The sequence below is a fragment of the Stenotrophomonas maltophilia genome, assembly GCF_047497515.2.
Lineage (GTDB): Bacteria > Pseudomonadota > Gammaproteobacteria > Xanthomonadales > Xanthomonadaceae > Stenotrophomonas.
Window position 1 is genome coordinate 113036 of sequence record NZ_JAXAXL020000006.1, and the last position, 15647, is coordinate 128682.

At 65.8% G+C, this 15647-nt stretch carries 14 protein-coding genes; 6 read left to right on the forward strand and 8 right to left on the reverse strand.

What is annotated here, in order from left to right; all coding sequences use genetic code 11:
- Positions 1-23: 23 nt before the first annotated feature.
- Both atpB and ACMZPQ_RS11170 read right to left on the reverse strand, forming a co-directional pair.
- Positions 24-824, reverse strand: a complete 801-nt coding sequence (gene atpB, locus ACMZPQ_RS11165; protein WP_197580921.1) for a F0F1 ATP synthase subunit A — start codon at positions 822-824, stop codon at positions 24-26.
- A 30-nt stretch (positions 825-854) separates the two neighbouring features.
- The gene (locus ACMZPQ_RS11170) at positions 855-1220 is read right to left on the reverse strand and encodes a hypothetical protein (protein WP_197580922.1); all 366 of its coding nucleotides are present in this window, start codon (positions 1218-1220) and stop codon (positions 855-857) included.
- A gap of 459 nt (positions 1221-1679) precedes the next feature.
- Between ACMZPQ_RS11170 and ACMZPQ_RS11175 the strand changes: the two genes are divergently transcribed.
- A complete protein-coding gene (locus ACMZPQ_RS11175) occupies positions 1680-2498 on the forward strand; it encodes a hypothetical protein (RefSeq protein ID WP_197580923.1) in 819 nt (272 codons plus the stop codon).
- Positions 2499-2605: 107 nt separating this feature from the next.
- Here the strand turns inward: ACMZPQ_RS11175 and ACMZPQ_RS11180 are convergent, their stop codons facing one another.
- The 4 genes from ACMZPQ_RS11180 to ACMZPQ_RS11195 form a co-directional block, all read right to left on the reverse strand.
- Positions 2606-3421 (reverse strand): DUF6585 family protein, encoded by an 816-nt coding sequence (locus tag ACMZPQ_RS11180; protein ID WP_197580924.1) that lies wholly within the window; start codon positions 3419-3421, stop codon positions 2606-2608.
- Between the two features lie 366 nt (positions 3422-3787).
- Positions 3788-5596, reverse strand: coding sequence for a dihydrolipoyl dehydrogenase (gene lpdA / locus ACMZPQ_RS11185; RefSeq protein WP_197580925.1), 1809 nt, complete (start codon positions 5594-5596; stop codon positions 3788-3790).
- A 107-nt stretch (positions 5597-5703) separates the two neighbouring features.
- A complete protein-coding gene (aceF, locus tag ACMZPQ_RS11190; protein WP_197580926.1) occupies positions 5704-7410 on the reverse strand; it encodes a dihydrolipoyllysine-residue acetyltransferase in 1707 nt (568 codons plus the stop codon).
- A 167-nt stretch (positions 7411-7577) separates the two neighbouring features.
- The gene (locus ACMZPQ_RS11195) at positions 7578-8093 is read right to left on the reverse strand and encodes a DNA-deoxyinosine glycosylase (RefSeq protein ID WP_197580927.1); all 516 of its coding nucleotides are present in this window, start codon (positions 8091-8093) and stop codon (positions 7578-7580) included.
- 186 nt (positions 8094-8279) lie between these two features.
- Here ACMZPQ_RS11195 and ACMZPQ_RS11200 point away from each other — a divergent pair, with 186 nt between their 5' ends.
- The 3 genes from ACMZPQ_RS11200 (at position 8280) to glpK (ending at position 12096) form a co-directional block, all read left to right on the forward strand.
- Positions 8280-8912: an OmpW family outer membrane protein gene (locus ACMZPQ_RS11200; RefSeq protein ID WP_197580928.1), complete on the forward strand. Its 633-nt coding sequence runs from the start codon at positions 8280-8282 to the stop codon at positions 8910-8912.
- Between the two features lie 153 nt (positions 8913-9065).
- Positions 9066-10547: a glycerol-3-phosphate dehydrogenase gene (gene glpD / locus ACMZPQ_RS11205; RefSeq protein ID WP_197580929.1), complete on the forward strand. Its 1482-nt coding sequence runs from the start codon at positions 9066-9068 to the stop codon at positions 10545-10547.
- Between the two features lie 49 nt (positions 10548-10596).
- Positions 10597-12096, forward strand: a complete 1500-nt coding sequence (glpK, locus tag ACMZPQ_RS11210; RefSeq protein WP_197580930.1) for a glycerol kinase GlpK — start codon at positions 10597-10599, stop codon at positions 12094-12096.
- 97 nt (positions 12097-12193) lie between these two features.
- Here glpK and ACMZPQ_RS11215 read toward each other — a convergent pair whose 3' ends face one another.
- Positions 12194-12988: a MetQ/NlpA family ABC transporter substrate-binding protein gene (locus ACMZPQ_RS11215; RefSeq protein WP_197584425.1), complete on the reverse strand. Its 795-nt coding sequence runs from the start codon at positions 12986-12988 to the stop codon at positions 12194-12196.
- 28 nt (positions 12989-13016) lie between these two features.
- On the reverse strand, positions 13017-13988 hold the full coding sequence (locus ACMZPQ_RS11220) for a helix-turn-helix transcriptional regulator (protein WP_197584427.1): 972 nt from the start codon (positions 13986-13988) through the stop codon (positions 13017-13019).
- 81 nt (positions 13989-14069) lie between these two features.
- Between ACMZPQ_RS11220 and ACMZPQ_RS11225 the strand changes: the two genes are divergently transcribed.
- Together ACMZPQ_RS11225 and ACMZPQ_RS11230 are read left to right on the forward strand one after the other, a co-directional pair.
- A complete protein-coding gene (locus ACMZPQ_RS11225) occupies positions 14070-14672 on the forward strand; it encodes a LolA family protein (RefSeq protein WP_197584429.1) in 603 nt (200 codons plus the stop codon).
- Positions 14673-14778: 106 nt separating this feature from the next.
- Positions 14779-15555 (forward strand): DUF481 domain-containing protein, encoded by a 777-nt coding sequence (locus ACMZPQ_RS11230; protein WP_006471539.1) that lies wholly within the window; start codon positions 14779-14781, stop codon positions 15553-15555.
- Positions 15556-15647: the final 92 nt, after the last annotated feature.

Here is a 15647-nt window from a genome sequence, read left to right on the forward strand (position 1 = left end):
TGAAACGCGTTGAAGCTTGAAACTCAGTGAGCGTCTTCCGACAGGCTCAGGTACACGATCGACAGCATCATGAAGATGAAGGCCTGCAGCGGGATCACCAGCAGGTGGAACAGCATCCAGCCAAGGCCGAACGCACCACCGGCAATGGCACCGAAGAAACCGGCACCACCCAGCACCCAGATCAGCAGGAACACGATTTCGCCGCCGAACATGTTGCCGAACAGTCGCATCGCCAGCGAGATCGGCTTGCTCAGCCACTCGACGATGTTGAGAATCAGGTTGAACGGCATCATCCACTTGCCGAACGGCGCCGTCAGGAATTCCTTGATGAAGCCGCCCAGGCCCTTGGACTTGAGCGCGAAGAACAGCATCAGGAAGAACACGCTGATGGCCATGCCCAGGGTGGCATTGACGTCAGCGGTCGGCACCGGCTTCCAGTAGTGCACGCCCGCCCATTCCAGCGGCTTGGCGATGAAATCGGCCGGGATCATCTTCAGCAGATTCATCAGCAGAATCCAGAAGAAGATCGTGATGGCGATCGGCGTGACCAGCTTGCTCTTGCCGTGGTAAGTGTCCTTGGCCTGGCGGTCGACGAACTCCAGGCAGATCTCGACGAAGGCCTGCCACTTGCCCGGCACGCCGGCGGTGGCCTTGCGGGTACCCAGCCAGAACGCGACCACGATCACCAGGCCCATCAGGACCGCGGTGAGGAAGGTATCGACGTGGATATGCCAGAACATCCCCTCGCCCTTGCCGACCGGTGCGGTCAGGTTCTGCAAGTGATGCTGGATGTAGCTGGTAGGGGTTAGAGCCTCGCCCGCCATGTGTCCGGAACCTTAGTTAATTGAATTCTGTCAACGCCTGGCCATGGCCAGGACCTGGAACATCAAGCCGACGGCGATACCGGCCAACAGCGCCAATGCAGGCAGCTCGAAGACCAGGAACCCCACCAGCAGGACGCCGAAAACCACCACCCACTTGGCCACGATCGCAATGATCAGGCGAGCCATCGCCGATCCTGCGGCCACGGCTCCCCCGCTCAGTGCCATCCGCGCTGCCACCCAGCCACCTGCCGAAATGGCCACACCGGACGCCAGCGCGCCGAGGGCATATTTCGGACCCACCAGCAGGAAGGCCAGGGCCAGGACAGCGACTGCGGCCAGCGGGTAGACCGCGGCGCGCAGCATCAGTCGCCGACCCGCATCAACGGAGTTCAGCACAGGACGTCCCGCGTGGTTGCAAGTGGAGGGCTGAGGCGGCTACAGCAGAGGGGGCCTCATCGAGCCGCCAAATTATAGCAATGGGACAATTTGCGAGACAACCGCTGCCTGTTCATCCCGGGAAGCCGCAAGTTGCGGTAACGGTTACATTTTTGCGTACCACCCGGGGGACAATGACGTCCGTGTCATGTTGCGCTGCAATATTGGACGTTGGTCGCAGGCGCGGAACTTTCGCCACAGGCACCGGTCCGATCATTCGACCTGCCTGCAGCTACCTCGTCGACGCTCCGCCCCGCAGGTCCCACGATGGCCCCGAAGCCCCGCTCCGGGGCCATCTCTTTGCATCGTGGCGACAGCGCTGAACCGTGCACATCGCGTGGACCATACGTTCACGGATGGTGGACGCCACCGTCCGGCACAGTGGCTTTCATTCTGATGAACCACTGCAAGGACTCTTCGATGCGCCCCGTTCCCACCCTGCTCGCCCTTTCCCTGCTCGCCGCCGGCGCCTCGTTCGCCAATGCCGCCCATGCCGCTGAAGGCGACGACCGTTTCGCCATCCGCCTGGGTGCGATGAACATCGATTCGGACAACACGATCCGCGGCAAGACCAATGTGGCTGGCCAGGACATCTCCCTGAACCAGGACTTCAAGCTGGGTGGCAAGGAATGGGAGCCGCGCATCGACGGCATGTTCCGCATCAGCAACCGCCAGCGCCTGCTGTTCAACTACTTCAAGTACGACAAGGATCGCCGCGAGACGCTGGACCAGGGCATTTCCTTCGGCGGCGAGAACGTGCCGGCCGGCAGCTTCGTGAAGGGTGAACTGAAGTACCAGGTAGCCAGCCTGGTCTATGACTATTCGGTCGTCGATACCGACACCTTCGACCTCGGCCTGCAGATCGGTGGCGAGTACGCCAAGGTCAGCACCAAGGGTTATGCCGACCTGGGCACCGTCTATGAAGGCCAGTTCCTCAACGAGAAGGCCGACGGCATTGCGCCGGTGGTCGGTGCGCGCATGACCTTCACCCCGTCCGAGCGCTGGATGATCACGCTGCAGGGCCAGTACCTGAACACGCGCTGGGGCAGCTTCGATGACTACAAGGGCGACCTGAGCCGCGCCAATGCCATCGTCGATTACCGCTTCACCAAGAACTTCGGCGTGTTCGCCGGCTACGACTGGTTCAAGCTGGACGTGGACAAGAAGGGCAGCGACGGTACCGTCGGCCTGAAGCAGGAATTCAAGGGCCCGGTCGCAGGCGTCAGCTTCGTGTTCTGATCCCCCGCCCCTTCCACGGCACTCTCTCTCCTGGCGCGGCCTCCGGATTATCGGGGCCGCGCTTTTTCGTGGGCCAACCAACGAGCGCGGCCTGACCTCGACGCAGATTAGCGCTGCGCGTCTTGCACCAGCCAGCCGACTGTCTCAAGAAAGAGGTCGAAGCTGAGGATGCCCACGCCCATCGCGGAGAACATGGTGGTCCCCATTGCATCCTTGAGGGTGACCTTCTCCGTCCATGTGCTGACGTCGACGTCACGCAGGGTCGAGATGGGCACGCTGCGGCCCTCGACCTGCAAGCAGTCCCGGCTGAGAGTGATGGGGCGGGTGGACACCTCGAGGAACCGGCCCGATACCCGCTTCTTCCAGACTTCCCCCGTGGGAACATAGTTGAAGGTAACCGTCTCACCAGCCTGAAGGGCTGCGATCATCACGGGCAGTCGCTCGCGTACATGTAGTTCGCGTACGACCTGCTGGAATTCGTAGAAGCGCTTGAGACTGTCGTTCGACCAGTGGAACGTGTCGGTGCTGTCTCGACGATAGGCAAGGTTGCTCATCAACCCTGTGAGCACCGTCTGACCAGAACTGAAGAGGTACACATCCTCCATCTCGGCAAACGCCACATAGCTGCGCTGCGAGCCGATGACCTGCACCAGACCGTGCTCATACACCTCATGACGGGCTGCGCGCAGGCGCCTCTGCCACGGCACCACTGCGAAGAAGCCGCAGGCGATTGCCACGAGCAGTGCAACGGCCCAGAGAATGGCGGACTGCGCATCAGCAGGCGCCTTGTTCCTGACGGAGAACAGAAATGCCGCGAGCAGCAGGGTGCTGGCGCCAGAGACCATCAGGAAGTAGATGGCCCCTTGGCCGTAGCGATAGATCTTGATCAGATTGCCGGTGGGCGAAGAAGCGGGATGTTCCATTGCGACAATGGCTCCATGGAAGGGGGCTATCGGAACAGAATAGGCACAGTGCCGCGATCACTGCCGTCGCACGGCCTCATCCGAACCGGAAATACCTTGGATATCGACGACACCAAGGACGTCGAATGACGTCAATTGCGCGTCGTATACGGCGGCTTGTGTCGTTTAAAGCTCGCTTACGCGCTATGCGCAGTGGTATGAACGGACGCCCAGCGCGAACCATGCTTCCCGGTACCGGCGCATGGAAATGCAAGCGTAGATTCCGCAGTGACGCTTGATGCGACACCCCCTGAAAGCACGACCCCGGGCCGCCCTAACAAAAAACCCGGCTTTCGCCGGGTTCTTCGTGTGCAGCACGCGGGCGCCTTACTTCTTCTTCGGCATGTACAGATCGGTGATCGTGCCGTCGTAGATTTCCGACGCCATCGCCACCGATTCGCTCAGCGTCGGGTGCGCATGGATGGTGTGGCCGATGTCTTCGGCTTCGGCACCCATCTCGATGGCCAGGCCGATCTCGGCCAGCAGGTCACCGGCATGCACGCCGACGATCGCACCACCGATGATGCGGTGGGTTTCTTCGTCGAAGATCAGCTTGGTGAAGCCCTCCGTACGGCCGATGCCGATCGCGCGGCCGCTGGCGGCCCACGGGAACTTGGCCACGCCGACCTTCAGGCCCTTGGCCTTGGCTTCGGTCTCGGTGACACCCACCCAGGCGATTTCCGGGTTGGTGTAGGCCACCGACGGAATCACCCGCGCCACCCACTCCTTCTTGTGGCCAGCGGCCACTTCGGCGGCCAGCTTGCCCTCGTGCGTGGCCTTGTGGGCCAGCATCGGGTTGCCGACGATGTCGCCGATGGCAAAGATGTGCGGCACGTTGGTGCGCATCTGGCGGTCCACCGGGATGAAGCCACGCTCGGTGACCTGCACGCCCGCCTTCTCGGCATCGATCTTCTTGCCGTTCGGCGAGCGGCCCACGGCTACCAGCACGCGGTCGAAGGTGCCCTGCGCCAGGGCGGGCGACTGGCCTTCCTCGGCGGCTTCGAAGGTGACGGTGATGCCCTTGGCATCGGCGGTGACGCCCGAGGCCTTGGTCTTCAGGTGCACTTCGATGCCCTGCTTCTTCAGGCGGTCGGCCAGCGGCTTGACCAGGTCCTTGTCGGCGCCCGGCATCAGCTGGTCCATGAACTCGACCACGGTGACCTTGCTGCCCAGCGCGCCATACACGGTGGCCATTTCCAGGCCGATGATGCCGCCGCCGACGACCAGCAGCGAGCCCGGCACTTCGGCCAGCTCCAGCGCGTCGGTGGAATCCATCACGCGCTTGTCGTCCCACGGGAAGTTCGGCAGCTTCACCGCCTGCGAACCGGCGGCGATGATGCACTTCTGGAAGCGCAGCAGCTGGGTGCTGCCATCGGCGGCAGTGATTTCCAGCTCGTTGGCCGAAACGAACTTGCCCACGCCCTGCACGCTGCGGACCTTGCGCTGCTTGACCATGCCGGCCAGGCCCTTGGTCAGCTGGTTGACGACCTTTTCCTTGTACTGGCGCAGCTTGTCCAGGGTGATGGTCGGCTTGCCGAACTCGACGCCGAAATCACCGGCATGGGCCACTTCGTCGATGACCGCTGCGGCATGCAGCAAGGCCTTGGACGGAATGCAGCCGACGTTGAGGCAGACGCCGCCGAGGCTGGCGTAGCGCTCGACCAGCACGGTATCCAGGCCGACGTCGGCGGCGCGGAAGGCAGCGGTGTAGCCGCCCGGGCCCGAGCCCAGCACGACCATTTCGCATTCGATGTCGGCCGGCTTGCCGCTGGACAGCGCCGGCTTCGGTGCCGCCGGCTCGGCCGGGGCGCGGTGCGACGGGGTCACCGGCGGCTTGCTGGCCGGCGCAGCGGCGGCCGGAGCCGGTGCCGCGGCCTTGGCCGGGGCTTCGGCGGCGCCTTCGGTTTCCAGCACCACGACCACGGCGCCTTCGGACAGGCTGTCGCCCAGCTTGACCTTCAGTTCCTTGACCACGCCGGCGGCCGAGGACGGCACTTCCAGGGTGGCCTTGTCCGATTCCAGGGTCACCAGACCCTGATCCTTCTTCACCGTGTCGCCGACGGCGACCAACACTTCGATCACCGGCACATCGCTGTAATCGCCGATGTCGGGAACCTTGACTTCAATCGTGGCCATGGTGGTTTTCCTCATGCCCGGCCGGCATGGCCGGCGGGCTGTCACTGCATCTGTTCACGCGGCCGCGCCAGGGGGCAGCGGCCACACGGTGGGGGCGAAGCGGTGCCTTACAGCAGCACGCGGCGCATGTCGGCCAGTACCTGCGACAGGTACGTGGTGAAGCGTGCGGCCAGGGCGCCATCGATGACGCGGTGGTCGTAGCTCAGCGACAGCGGCAGCATCAGCTTCGGTGCGAACTCCTTGCCATTCCAGACCGGCTGGATCGAGGACTTGGAGACGCCGAGGATGGCCACTTCCGGTGCATTGACGATCGGGGTGAACGCGGTGCCACCGATGCCGCCCAGCGAGCTGATCGAGAAGCAGCCGCCGCTCATGTCGGCCGGGCCCAGCTTGCCGTCGCGCGCCTTCTTGGCCAGTTCGCCGGTTTCCTGCGCGATCTGCACCACGCCCTTCTTGTCCACGTCGCGGATGACCGGCACGACCAGGCCGTTCGGCGTGTCGGCGGCGAAGCCGATGTGGAAGTACTTCTTCAGGGTCAGGTTTTCACCGCTGGCATCGAGCGAAGCGTTGAATTCCGGGAACTTCTTCAGCGCCGCGGCGCTGGCCTTGATCAGGAAGGCGAGCATGGTCAGCTTGATGCCGGCCTTCTCGTTCTCCTTGTTCAGCGCCACGCGCAGGCCTTCCAGGTCGGTGATGTCGGCCTGCTCGAACTGGGTGACGTGCGGGATCATCGCCCAGTTGCGGGCCAGGTTCGCGCCGGAGATCTTCTTGATGCGCGACAGCGGCTGCACTTCGGTCTCGCCGAACTTGCTGAAATCGACCTTCGGCCACGGCAGCAGGTTCAGGCCGCCACCGGCGGCAACGGCACCACCGGCAGCGGCCGGCACGCCGCCGCTGAGCGCGGCCTTGACGAACTTCTGCACGTCACCCTTGGTGATGCGGCCGCCCTTCTCGGTGCCGTTGATCTGCAGCAGGTCCACGCCCAGTTCGCGGGCGAACACGCGCACCGCCGGGGTGGCGTACGGCACCTTGGCCGGCAGCACGCCATCAGCGTTGAACTGCACCGGCGGGCTGGACGGAGTGCCGGCCGAGGCGATTTCGCGGGCGGCCAGCTTGTCCGGCTGGGCCGGAACGGCGACCGGCTCGACCTTGGTGGCGGTTTCGGCGGCGGCCGGGGCAGCAGCAGCGGCCTTGCCCGGGGCCGGCGCGGCAGCGCCTTCGGCCTCGATGATGGCAACCACGGCGCCCTGCGACAGGGTGTCGCCGACCTTGACCTTCAATTCCTTGACCACGCCAGCGACCGAGGACGGCACTTCCATGGTGGCCTTGTCGCTTTCCAGCGTGACCAGGCCCTGGTCCTTCTTGACCGTGTCGCCGACGGCGACCAGCACTTCGATGACCGGGATGTCGGTGTAATCGCCGATGTCCGGCACCAGGGCTTCAACGGCACCGCCGCTGGCAGCCGGCGCGGCCGGGGCAGCCGCCGGGGCCAGGGCGCTCTGGGTGGCGGCGGCCGGGGCAGCGGCCTTGGCCGGGGCCGGGGCAGCAGCGGCCGGCTTGGCGGCTTCGCCTTCGGCCACTTCGATCAGGGCCACGACCTTGCCCTCGGAGAGGTTGTCGCCCACCTTGACCTTGATTTCTTTGACTACGCCAGCCACCGAAGACGGCACTTCCATGGTGGCCTTGTCGCTTTCCAGCGTGACCAGGCCCTGGTCCTTCTTGACCGTGTCGCCGACGGCGACAAGCACCTCGATTACCGGGATATCGCTGTAGTCACCGATATCGGGGACAAGTGCTTCCTTGATTTCGGCCATGGGGATAACTCCGGCAATCTGGTGTAGGGAAACGTCTATTGTGCGGCCAGCGGGGTCCAGCGCCAACCGTTACAGGTGTTTTCAGTACGCACGCAGCCGGGACAGGCTGTTGCTCATGCCTCGCGGCCGCGACCAGTCGGTAGCGTATTGTCCGGACGATGTCCGCTTCATGTCGCCAGTGCGTCGGCCACCGGTTGCCAGGCCAGGCGCAGCCGCGGCAACGACCAGGCGGCATTGGCCGGACTGGTGGAAGGCAGTGCCAGCAGCCTCGGCGCACTGCCCAGCTGCGGCAGCACCCAGCGCTGGAAGGCCTGCAGCGCGGCGCCACCATTGCAACCGATCAGCTCCAGCTCAGGAAGCGAAGCGATCAGTTCCGGCAATGCATTGGGCACTTCCGTGCCGCGCACGATGTCCGCATCCAGGCTGCCGCGCCGTTCGCACTGGCCGATCACATCCCACACGCCGACGCCTGCTGCCTGCAATGCCAGCAGCCGCTGCGTGTACGGCAATGCCGCGTCGAACCCGCAGATATCCGCCAAAAGCGGCCAGAAGCGGTTGCGTGGATGCGCGTAGTAGCGTTGCTCCTGCAGTGATGCCACGCCCGGCATCGACCCCAGCAACAGCACCCTGCAATCCACGTTCACCTGCGCTTGCAGGCCGATGCATCGTGTCGCCGTGCTCACATCTTCTCCAACTTGGTGAATGCCAGCAGTGGTCGAAAAGCCCATGAAAACAGGCTTTTCGCACTCATCGCTGAACGAGGAAAACTATTTTTTAACGCGCGTCGGATTCGATTCATGTTGAGGCGACTACGGTGTGCTCGCCCCGCAACCGGGGGCCCAAAACAAGAAACATTAGGAGATACCCCCATGCGCTCCATCCGTATCCTGAGTCTCGCCCTGCTGACCTCCGCCGCCTTCGCGCCGGCCGCTTTCGCCCAGGACAGCAGCACCGATACCGCTTCGGGCAAGCATTTTGCCGTTGTTGGCGGCATCTCGCTGCTGCAGCCGAAGAATGACCCGATCGACGGCATCAAGAAGACCGATGGCGGCCCGGCGCCGACCGTCAGCTTCAGCTACTACGTCAACGACAACTGGGCCGTTGAGCTGTGGGGCGCCGCCGACAAGTTCGACAACAAGTTCAAGGGCCCGAACAACGTTCGCGTTGGCTCGGTCGAGCAGCAGCCGGTCGCACTGAGCGGCCAGTACCACTTCGGCCAGGCCGACAACGTGTTCCGTCCGTTCGTGGGCGTCGGCTACTACCAGTCGAGCTTCAGCAGCGAGAAGCTGGCTGATGGCACCAGCTCCGACATCCGCCTGAAGGATGCCAAGGGCGTGATCGGCACCGTCGGCGTGGACATGAACATCAACTCCACCTGGTTCGCCCGTGCTGACGCCCGCTACATGCGCGCCCGCCCGGACGTGAAGGTCGGCGGCGAGAAGATCGGCGAAGCCAAGATGGATCCGTGGACCGTCGGCTTCGGCATCGGCGCCCGCTTCTGATCCAGGCACCACGGCTTCATTGATGTAACGCGACGGGCCCTGCGGGGCCCGTCGTCGTTTCCGTCACCCGCGGCCTGTAGAGTCGGGCGTGCTCGACTATCGTCAATGCAGTCGAGCAAGCTCGACGCTACAGACACAGGACACGGAGGCACGATGGACGAAGTCGACCTGCTGGTGATCGGTGGCGGCATCAACGGTGCCGGCATTGCCCGTGACGCGGCCGGTCGCGGCCTGCGCGTGCTGCTGTGTGAACAACACGACCTCGCCGCGCATACCTCCAGTGCCAGCAGCAAACTGATCCACGGCGGCCTGCGCTATCTGGAACAGGGTGAACTCGGCCTGGTCCGCAAAGCGCTGGGTGAGCGCGAGGTGGTGCGCCGCCAGGCACCGTACCTGGTCCATCCGTTGCGTTTCGTGCTGCCGTGGGAACCGCATCTGCGCCCGCGCTGGATGCTGCGCGTGGGGTTGTGGCTGTACGACCACCTGGGCCGGCGCAGCGCCGCTTTCCCCGCCTCGCACGCGCTGGATCTGCAACGCGACCCGCTCGGCGCCTGGCTCTCCCCTGCGCTGCGGCAGGCGTTCAGTTATGCCGATGCGCAGGTCGATGATGCGCGACTGGTCCTGCTCAACGCACGGGATGCCGCACAGCGTGGCGCACAGGTGCAGGTACGCACGCGCTGCGTGGACCTGCACGCCGTCCAGGGCCGCTGGCGAGTCCTGCTGGAAACCATCGACGGCCAGCAGCGAACAGTGTTCGCGCATGCGGTGGCCAATGCCGCGGGTCCTTGGGCCGGCGGCCTGCTGGAACGGATGCAGGCACGCAGCAGCGGCCCCGCCCTGCGCTTGGTGCAGGGCAGCCACATCGTGCTGCGCCGCCCTTGGCCCGATGACAGCGCCTGCCTGCTGCAGCAGCCCGACGGACGTGTGGTGTTCCTGCTGCCGTTCGCCCATGACCACCTGCTGATCGGCACCACCGATACCGACTACCGCGGCGACCCGGCGCGCTGCAGCGTGCTGCCCTCTGAAGTGGCGTACCTGTGCGACGCCGCCAATCGTTACCTGCGCGAACCGATCGCCGCCGAAGACGTGGCCTGGCAGTTCGCCGGTGTACGCCCGCTGCTGGCCGATCCGGACCCGCGCGCGGCGAAGCTGAGCCGCGACTACCGCTTGCAGGTACAGTCTGATCCCGCGCCGGCACTGCACGTGCTCGGCGGCAAACTGACCACCTACCGGGTACTGGCCGAAGAAGCACTGGACCTGCTGCGCCCCGCCCTGCCGAAGATGGGACCGGCCTGGACCGCAACGGGCGCCGCACTGCCGGGCAGCGACTGGGGGGACGCCGCACAGGCATGCGCCCGCCTGCTGGCACTGGCTCCCTGGTTGCCCGCGGCTATCGCGCGACGCTGGGCCGAGGCCTATGGCAGCCGCAGCGCGACGCTGCTGGGGGACGCCCAGGCCGTGGGCGATCTTGGCGAACACTTCGGTGCGGGCCTGCATGCGCGCGAACTGGTCTTCCTGCGCGAGCACGAGTGGGCGCACGACGCCGACGATGTGCTGTGGCGGCGGAGCAAGCTGGGGTTGCGGCTGGACGCCGCGCAGGTGGCACGGCTGCAGGCATGGATGGATAGACGGTAGAGTCGAGCTTGCTCGACGCTACCCATACCATCGCTACCGGAGACGCTGCATGACGCCCCGCTACGTGCTGGCCATCGACCAGGGCACCACCAGTTCGCGCGCGATCCTGTTCGACCGGGCCGGCGACATCGTCGGCAGCGCGCAGCGTGAGTTCGCGCAGATCTTCCCGCAGCCCGGCTGGGTCGAGCACGATCCCCGCGAGATCCTCACCAGTGTCTATGCCACGCTGACCGAACTGCTCAGCCGCGGGCAGATCGACCCGCGCCATATCGCCGCACTGGGCATCACCAACCAGCGCGAGACCACCGTGGTCTGGGACCGCGCCACCGGCCAGCCGATCCACAACGCCATCGTCTGGCAGTCGCGCCAGAGCCACGCCATCTGCGAACGACTGAAATCGCAAGGGCATGAAGCACTGGTACGCGAGCGTACCGGCCTGCTGATCGACGCCTACTTCTCCGCAACCAAGGTGCGCTGGATCCTCGACCACGTGGAAGGCGCGCAACAACGCGCCGAGCGTGGCGAGCTGCTGTTCGGCACCATCGACAGCTGGCTGGTGTGGAACCTCAGCGGCGGCCAGGCGCACGTGACCGATTACAGCAATGCCGCGCGCACCCTGCTGTTCAACATCCACACGCTGGACTGGGATGACGACCTGCTGGCGCTGCTGGACATCCCGCGCGCGATGCTGCCGCAGGTGCGCGATTCCAGTTCGGTCTACGCGCACACCCGGCCACAGTTCTTCTTTGATCATCCGATCCCGATCGCCGGCATCGCCGGTGACCAGCAGGCGGCACTGTTCGGCCAGGCCTGCTTCCAGCCAGGCATGGTCAAGAACACCTACGGCACCGGTTGTTTCATGCTGATGCACACCGGCACCCAGGCGGTGCGTTCGCGCAATGGCCTGCTGACCACCATCGCCTGGGGCATGGACGGGCGCGTGGAGTACGCGCTGGAGGGATCGATCTTCATCGCCGGCTCGGTGGTGCAATGGTTGCGCGACGGCCTGCGCATGATCGAGCGTGCCGGCGACAGCCAGGCTCTGGCGGCGCAGGTGCCCGACAGTGGTGGTGCGTACCTGGTGCCGGCCTTCGTCGGCCTCGGAGCACCTTACTGGCGCAGTGATGTGCGCGGCGCGATGTTCGGCCTGACCCGTGGCACCCGCAAGGCGCACTTCGTGCGTGCGGCGCTGGAATCGATGGCCTACCAGACCCGCGACGTGCTGGACGCGATGCAGTCCGATGCGGGTATCGCGCTGACCGAGCTGCGCGCCGATGGCGGTGCGATCGGCAACGATTTCCTGGCCGGCTTCCAGGCCGACATCCTCGGCGTACCGTTGCTGCGGCCGCGGCTGACCGAGACCACCGCACTGGGCGCGGCCTACCTGGCCGGGCTGGCGGTGGGGTTCTGGTCCAGCCGCGAACAGATCGCCGCGCAGTGGGGCCTGGACCGGCGCTTCGAGCCGCAGATGGAGGTGGCCCGGCGCGAGAAGCTGTATGCGGGATGGCAGCAGGCGGTGGCCGCCACCCTCGCCTTCCACGTCGATTGAGGGTAGCGCCGGCCGCTGGCCGGCAACCCCATGATGTTTGGGGGAGCCCCTGGAGATTGCCGGCCAGCGGCCGGCACTACCACATGGCCAGATGCAGTCAGAACGCCGGCAGCACGGCGCCCTTGTACTTGGTTTCGATGAAGCTCTTCACCTGCGGGCTGGTCAGCGCCTTGGCCAGCTTCTGCACGCGGGCGTCGTCCTTGTTGTCCGGGCGCGCGACCAGGAAGTTCACGTACGGCGAATCCTTGCTCTCGATCGCCAGTGCGTCCTTGGTCGGGTTGAGGCCGGCATCCAGCGCGTAGTTGGTGTTGATCAGGGCCAGGTCGACCTGGTCCAGCACGCGCGGCAGCATCGCCGAGTCCAGCTCGCGGAACTTCAGGTTCTTCGGGTTGGCGATGATGTCGCGCTGGGTCGACAGTGCGTTGGTCGGGTCCTTCAGCTCGATCACGCCGGCCTTGTGCAGCAGGATCAGCGCGCGGCTGTTGTTGCTCGGGTCGTTCGGAATCACCACGTCGGCGCCTTCGCGCAGCTCCGCCAGCGATTTGATCTTGCGCGAATACGCACCGAACGGCTCGATGTGCACGCCGATCACCTTCACCAGGTCGGTCTTGCGGTCGCGGTTGTAGGCATCCAGGTACGGCTCGGTCTGGAAGTAGTTGGCGTCCACCTGCTTCTGCACCAGCTGGTCGTTGGGCTGCACGTAGTCATTGAACACGCGCACGTCCAGGTCCACGCCTTCCTGCTTCAGCAGCGGCTTGACCACCTCAAGGATCTCGGCGTGCGGCACGGCCGTGGCGGCCACCACCAGCTTCTGCGAGGGTTCGCCGGACTTGCCGCAGGCGGTCAGGGCCAACGCAGCAGCAAGCAGGGGCAGCAACAGGGTCTTCTTCATGGGCGGTGGGGTTCTCGGGGGGGGAGGGTCAGGCGTTGTCGTAGTTGCTCAGGGCCAGCTCAAGCAGCGCCTTGGCCTGCTCGCGCAGCATCACCGGCTCCACGATCTCGGCATCCGAGCCATAGTGCAGCACGTCCATCAACAGCTCGCGCGAGACGCTGTACGGCACCTTCAGTTCATAGCGGCCATCGGCCAGGAAGCGACCCTGCTGCTTGGAGTGCCAGTGCTCGTCGGCCACCCAGCGCGCCGCCTTGGCACTGAACAGGATGGTGGCCCAGCCCTTCGGCGCGCCGGAGAAGATGCCGTAGCTGGCACCGAGCTGCTCGTCCAGTTCGCTGTCGGCCACGTCGCGGGCGGTGCTGTCGACCACCCGCGCCTTGTAGATGCGGTCGACGGCGAAGCTGCGCAGTGCCTCGCGGTCGTGGTCCCAGGCATCCAGGTACCAGTTGTCGCGATAGTGGGTCAGGCGCTGCGGCGAGACGGTGCGCTTGGTCGGCTCGTCGGTGGAGCGGGCGCGGTACTCGAACGCCAGCTGGCGGCGCTCCAGCACGGCCGAGGCCACGCTGCGGAAGCTGCCTTCATCGAACTTGCGGCCGCGATGCGGGATCACCCGCACGCGGTCCACCGGCCAGCTGGAAACGCCGGCCTGGGCCGCCAGCAGGCTCTCGATGCGCTGCTGCAGCGGCGCCAGCACCGAGGACAGCACACCGCCGCCGGTACGCGCCAGCAGGTGCTGCGAGGCCAGCAGGGCATGCAGCTCCTCCGAGCTCAGCCACAGGCCGGGCAGCTCGAAGCGGTCGCTCTCGTCGGCGTGGTAGCGGAAGCCGGCCTCACCGTCGCCCTCGATCGGCGCCATCAGCGCATCGCGCAGGAAGGCCAGGTCGCGGTAGACGGTGGCGCGGGAACAACCGAGCTTGTCCTGCAGGGTCGCCACCGTCACCGGATAGCGCGCGGACTTGAGCAGACGATGCAGGGCGGTGATGCGTTCGTATCGGTCCATACCCCCGATTATGTCCGACTCGCGGGTCTTGTGTGGGACGTTTGGGCTATCGTGATCGCCCCTGCCCCCATGGAACGCCCGATGCGCCGGTTGCCTGCCCTGTCCCTGCTGGCCTGCCTGCTGCTGGCTGCCTGCGATCGCGCGCCGGCGCCGTCCCCCAGCGGCACCGCCCTGCCTGCTGCCGATCCGGCACAGGCGGTGCTGGGCGCCAGCCAGCGGTTTGCCGCCCTGCGCAGCTTCCACGCCGAGCTGGAGGTAGTGGGTGGCGCGCAGCCGGTGCGCAGCGCCATGGACTTCGTCGCCCCCGATCGTTTCCGGGTACAGACCCCGGCCGGGCCGCAGACGATCATCGGCGACACCATGTACCTTCAGGCCGACGGCGCGATACGCCAGGTGCCGACCCCGGCGGGGCTGCTCGAACAGTGGCGCAACCCGCTGCCGGCCGATGCCCTGCCCGCCGACCTGCAGGCCGAGGATCTTGGCAGCCAGGCGCTGGAGGGCGTGGAGACGCGCCACTACCGCCTGCGGGGTGCGCAGCCCACCGAACGCCTGGAGTACTGGGTGGACGCCCAGGGCCTGCCGCGGCAGATCGTGCGCAGCGGCAGCAGCAATGGCCACAGTTTCCAGGTGCGCCTGCGCTACTCGCGCTTCAACGACCCCGCACTGCGTATCGAGCTGCCCTGAATGGGCGATCGCAGCAACGCCTGCTGAAGCACGCTTTGGATCGATTCGGACCGCCATCACGCTTCCAGTATCATCACCGGCTGTTAACCGTTTCGGAGAAGCCTCGATGTCCCTGCGCGTGTCCCTGCTGATCCCCCTGCTGCTGTGTGCGCCGCTCGCATACGCGCAGGACGCCTCCGAGCTGGCGGCGATGTCCTCGCCGTGGAGCGGCAGCGGCGGCGAGCTCGGCTTTGCCTCGGCACGCGGCAACAGCAGCACCGAGAGCTTCAACGGTCGCCTGCGCCTGCGTTATACCGATGGCGACTGGGTGCACAGCATGGACCTGTTCGGCCTGCGCTCGAGCTCCAAGGTGACCGAGACCGCCGACGACGGCACCACCACCCGCCGCAACAACACCACGGCCAACCGCTACACCGGCAGTGCCGGCAGCGCGTTGCAGCTGGGCGAACACCGCCAGCTGACCGCGACGGTGCGTACCGAGCGCGACGACTTCGCCACTTACGACCGCCAGAGCTCGTTCGGTCTGGGCTACGGCACCCGCCTGTGGAACACCGAGCGGTTCTCGTTCGATGCGCAGATCGGCCCCGGTGTGCGCCGCACCCACAGCACCGAGGACGACCGCACCCGTACCGGCATGATCGGTCGCGGCCTGTTCGACCTGAAGTACTCGCTGACCGACAACACCGACCTGGTCAACACCCTGCTGGTCGAATCCGGTTCGTACAACACCTTCGGCCAGAACGATTTCGGCGTTTCGGTGAGCATGAACGAGCACCTGGCGCTGAAAGCCGGCTGGCAGGCGCGTTACAACAGTGACGTGGCCGAGGACAAGCGCAAGACCGATACGCTGACCACGATGAACGTGGTCTACAAGTTCAAATAAGAAACGGGCGCCAAGGGCGCCCGTTCTTCTTTTGGGTAGTGCCGGCCGCTGGCCGGCAACTGCATCCAACAGGGAGCACCAGGTTGCCGGCC

What these genes read in the sequence shown, in the direction of transcription:
- ACMZPQ_RS11220 (WP_197584427.1), bottom strand. Translation starts at nt 13,988, where the DNA reads ATGGACCGATACGAACGCATCACCGCCCTGCATCGTCTGCTCAAGTCC.
- ACMZPQ_RS11225 (WP_197584429.1), top strand. Translation starts at nt 14,070, where the DNA reads ATGCGCCGGTTGCCTGCCCTGTCCCTGCTGGCCTGCCTGCTGCTGGCT.
- ACMZPQ_RS11200 (WP_197580928.1), top strand. Translation starts at nt 8,280, where the DNA reads ATGCGCTCCATCCGTATCCTGAGTCTCGCCCTGCTGACCTCCGCCGCC.
- ACMZPQ_RS11215 (WP_197584425.1), bottom strand. Translation starts at nt 12,988, where the DNA reads ATGAAGAAGACCCTGTTGCTGCCCCTGCTTGCTGCTGCGTTGGCCCTG.
- glpK (WP_197580930.1), top strand. Translation starts at nt 10,597, where the DNA reads ATGACGCCCCGCTACGTGCTGGCCATCGACCAGGGCACCACCAGTTCG.
- atpB (WP_197580921.1), bottom strand. Translation starts at nt 824, where the DNA reads ATGGCGGGCGAGGCTCTAACCCCTACCAGCTACATCCAGCATCACTTG.
- glpD (WP_197580929.1), top strand. Translation starts at nt 9,066, where the DNA reads ATGGACGAAGTCGACCTGCTGGTGATCGGTGGCGGCATCAACGGTGCC.
- ACMZPQ_RS11230 (WP_006471539.1), top strand. Translation starts at nt 14,779, where the DNA reads ATGTCCCTGCGCGTGTCCCTGCTGATCCCCCTGCTGCTGTGTGCGCCG.
- aceF (WP_197580926.1), bottom strand. Translation starts at nt 7,410, where the DNA reads ATGGCCGAAATCAAGGAAGCACTTGTCCCCGATATCGGTGACTACAGC.
- ACMZPQ_RS11180 (WP_197580924.1), bottom strand. Translation starts at nt 3,421, where the DNA reads ATGGAACATCCCGCTTCTTCGCCCACCGGCAATCTGATCAAGATCTAT.
- lpdA (WP_197580925.1), bottom strand. Translation starts at nt 5,596, where the DNA reads ATGGCCACGATTGAAGTCAAGGTTCCCGACATCGGCGATTACAGCGAT.
- ACMZPQ_RS11175 (WP_197580923.1), top strand. Translation starts at nt 1,680, where the DNA reads ATGCGCCCCGTTCCCACCCTGCTCGCCCTTTCCCTGCTCGCCGCCGGC.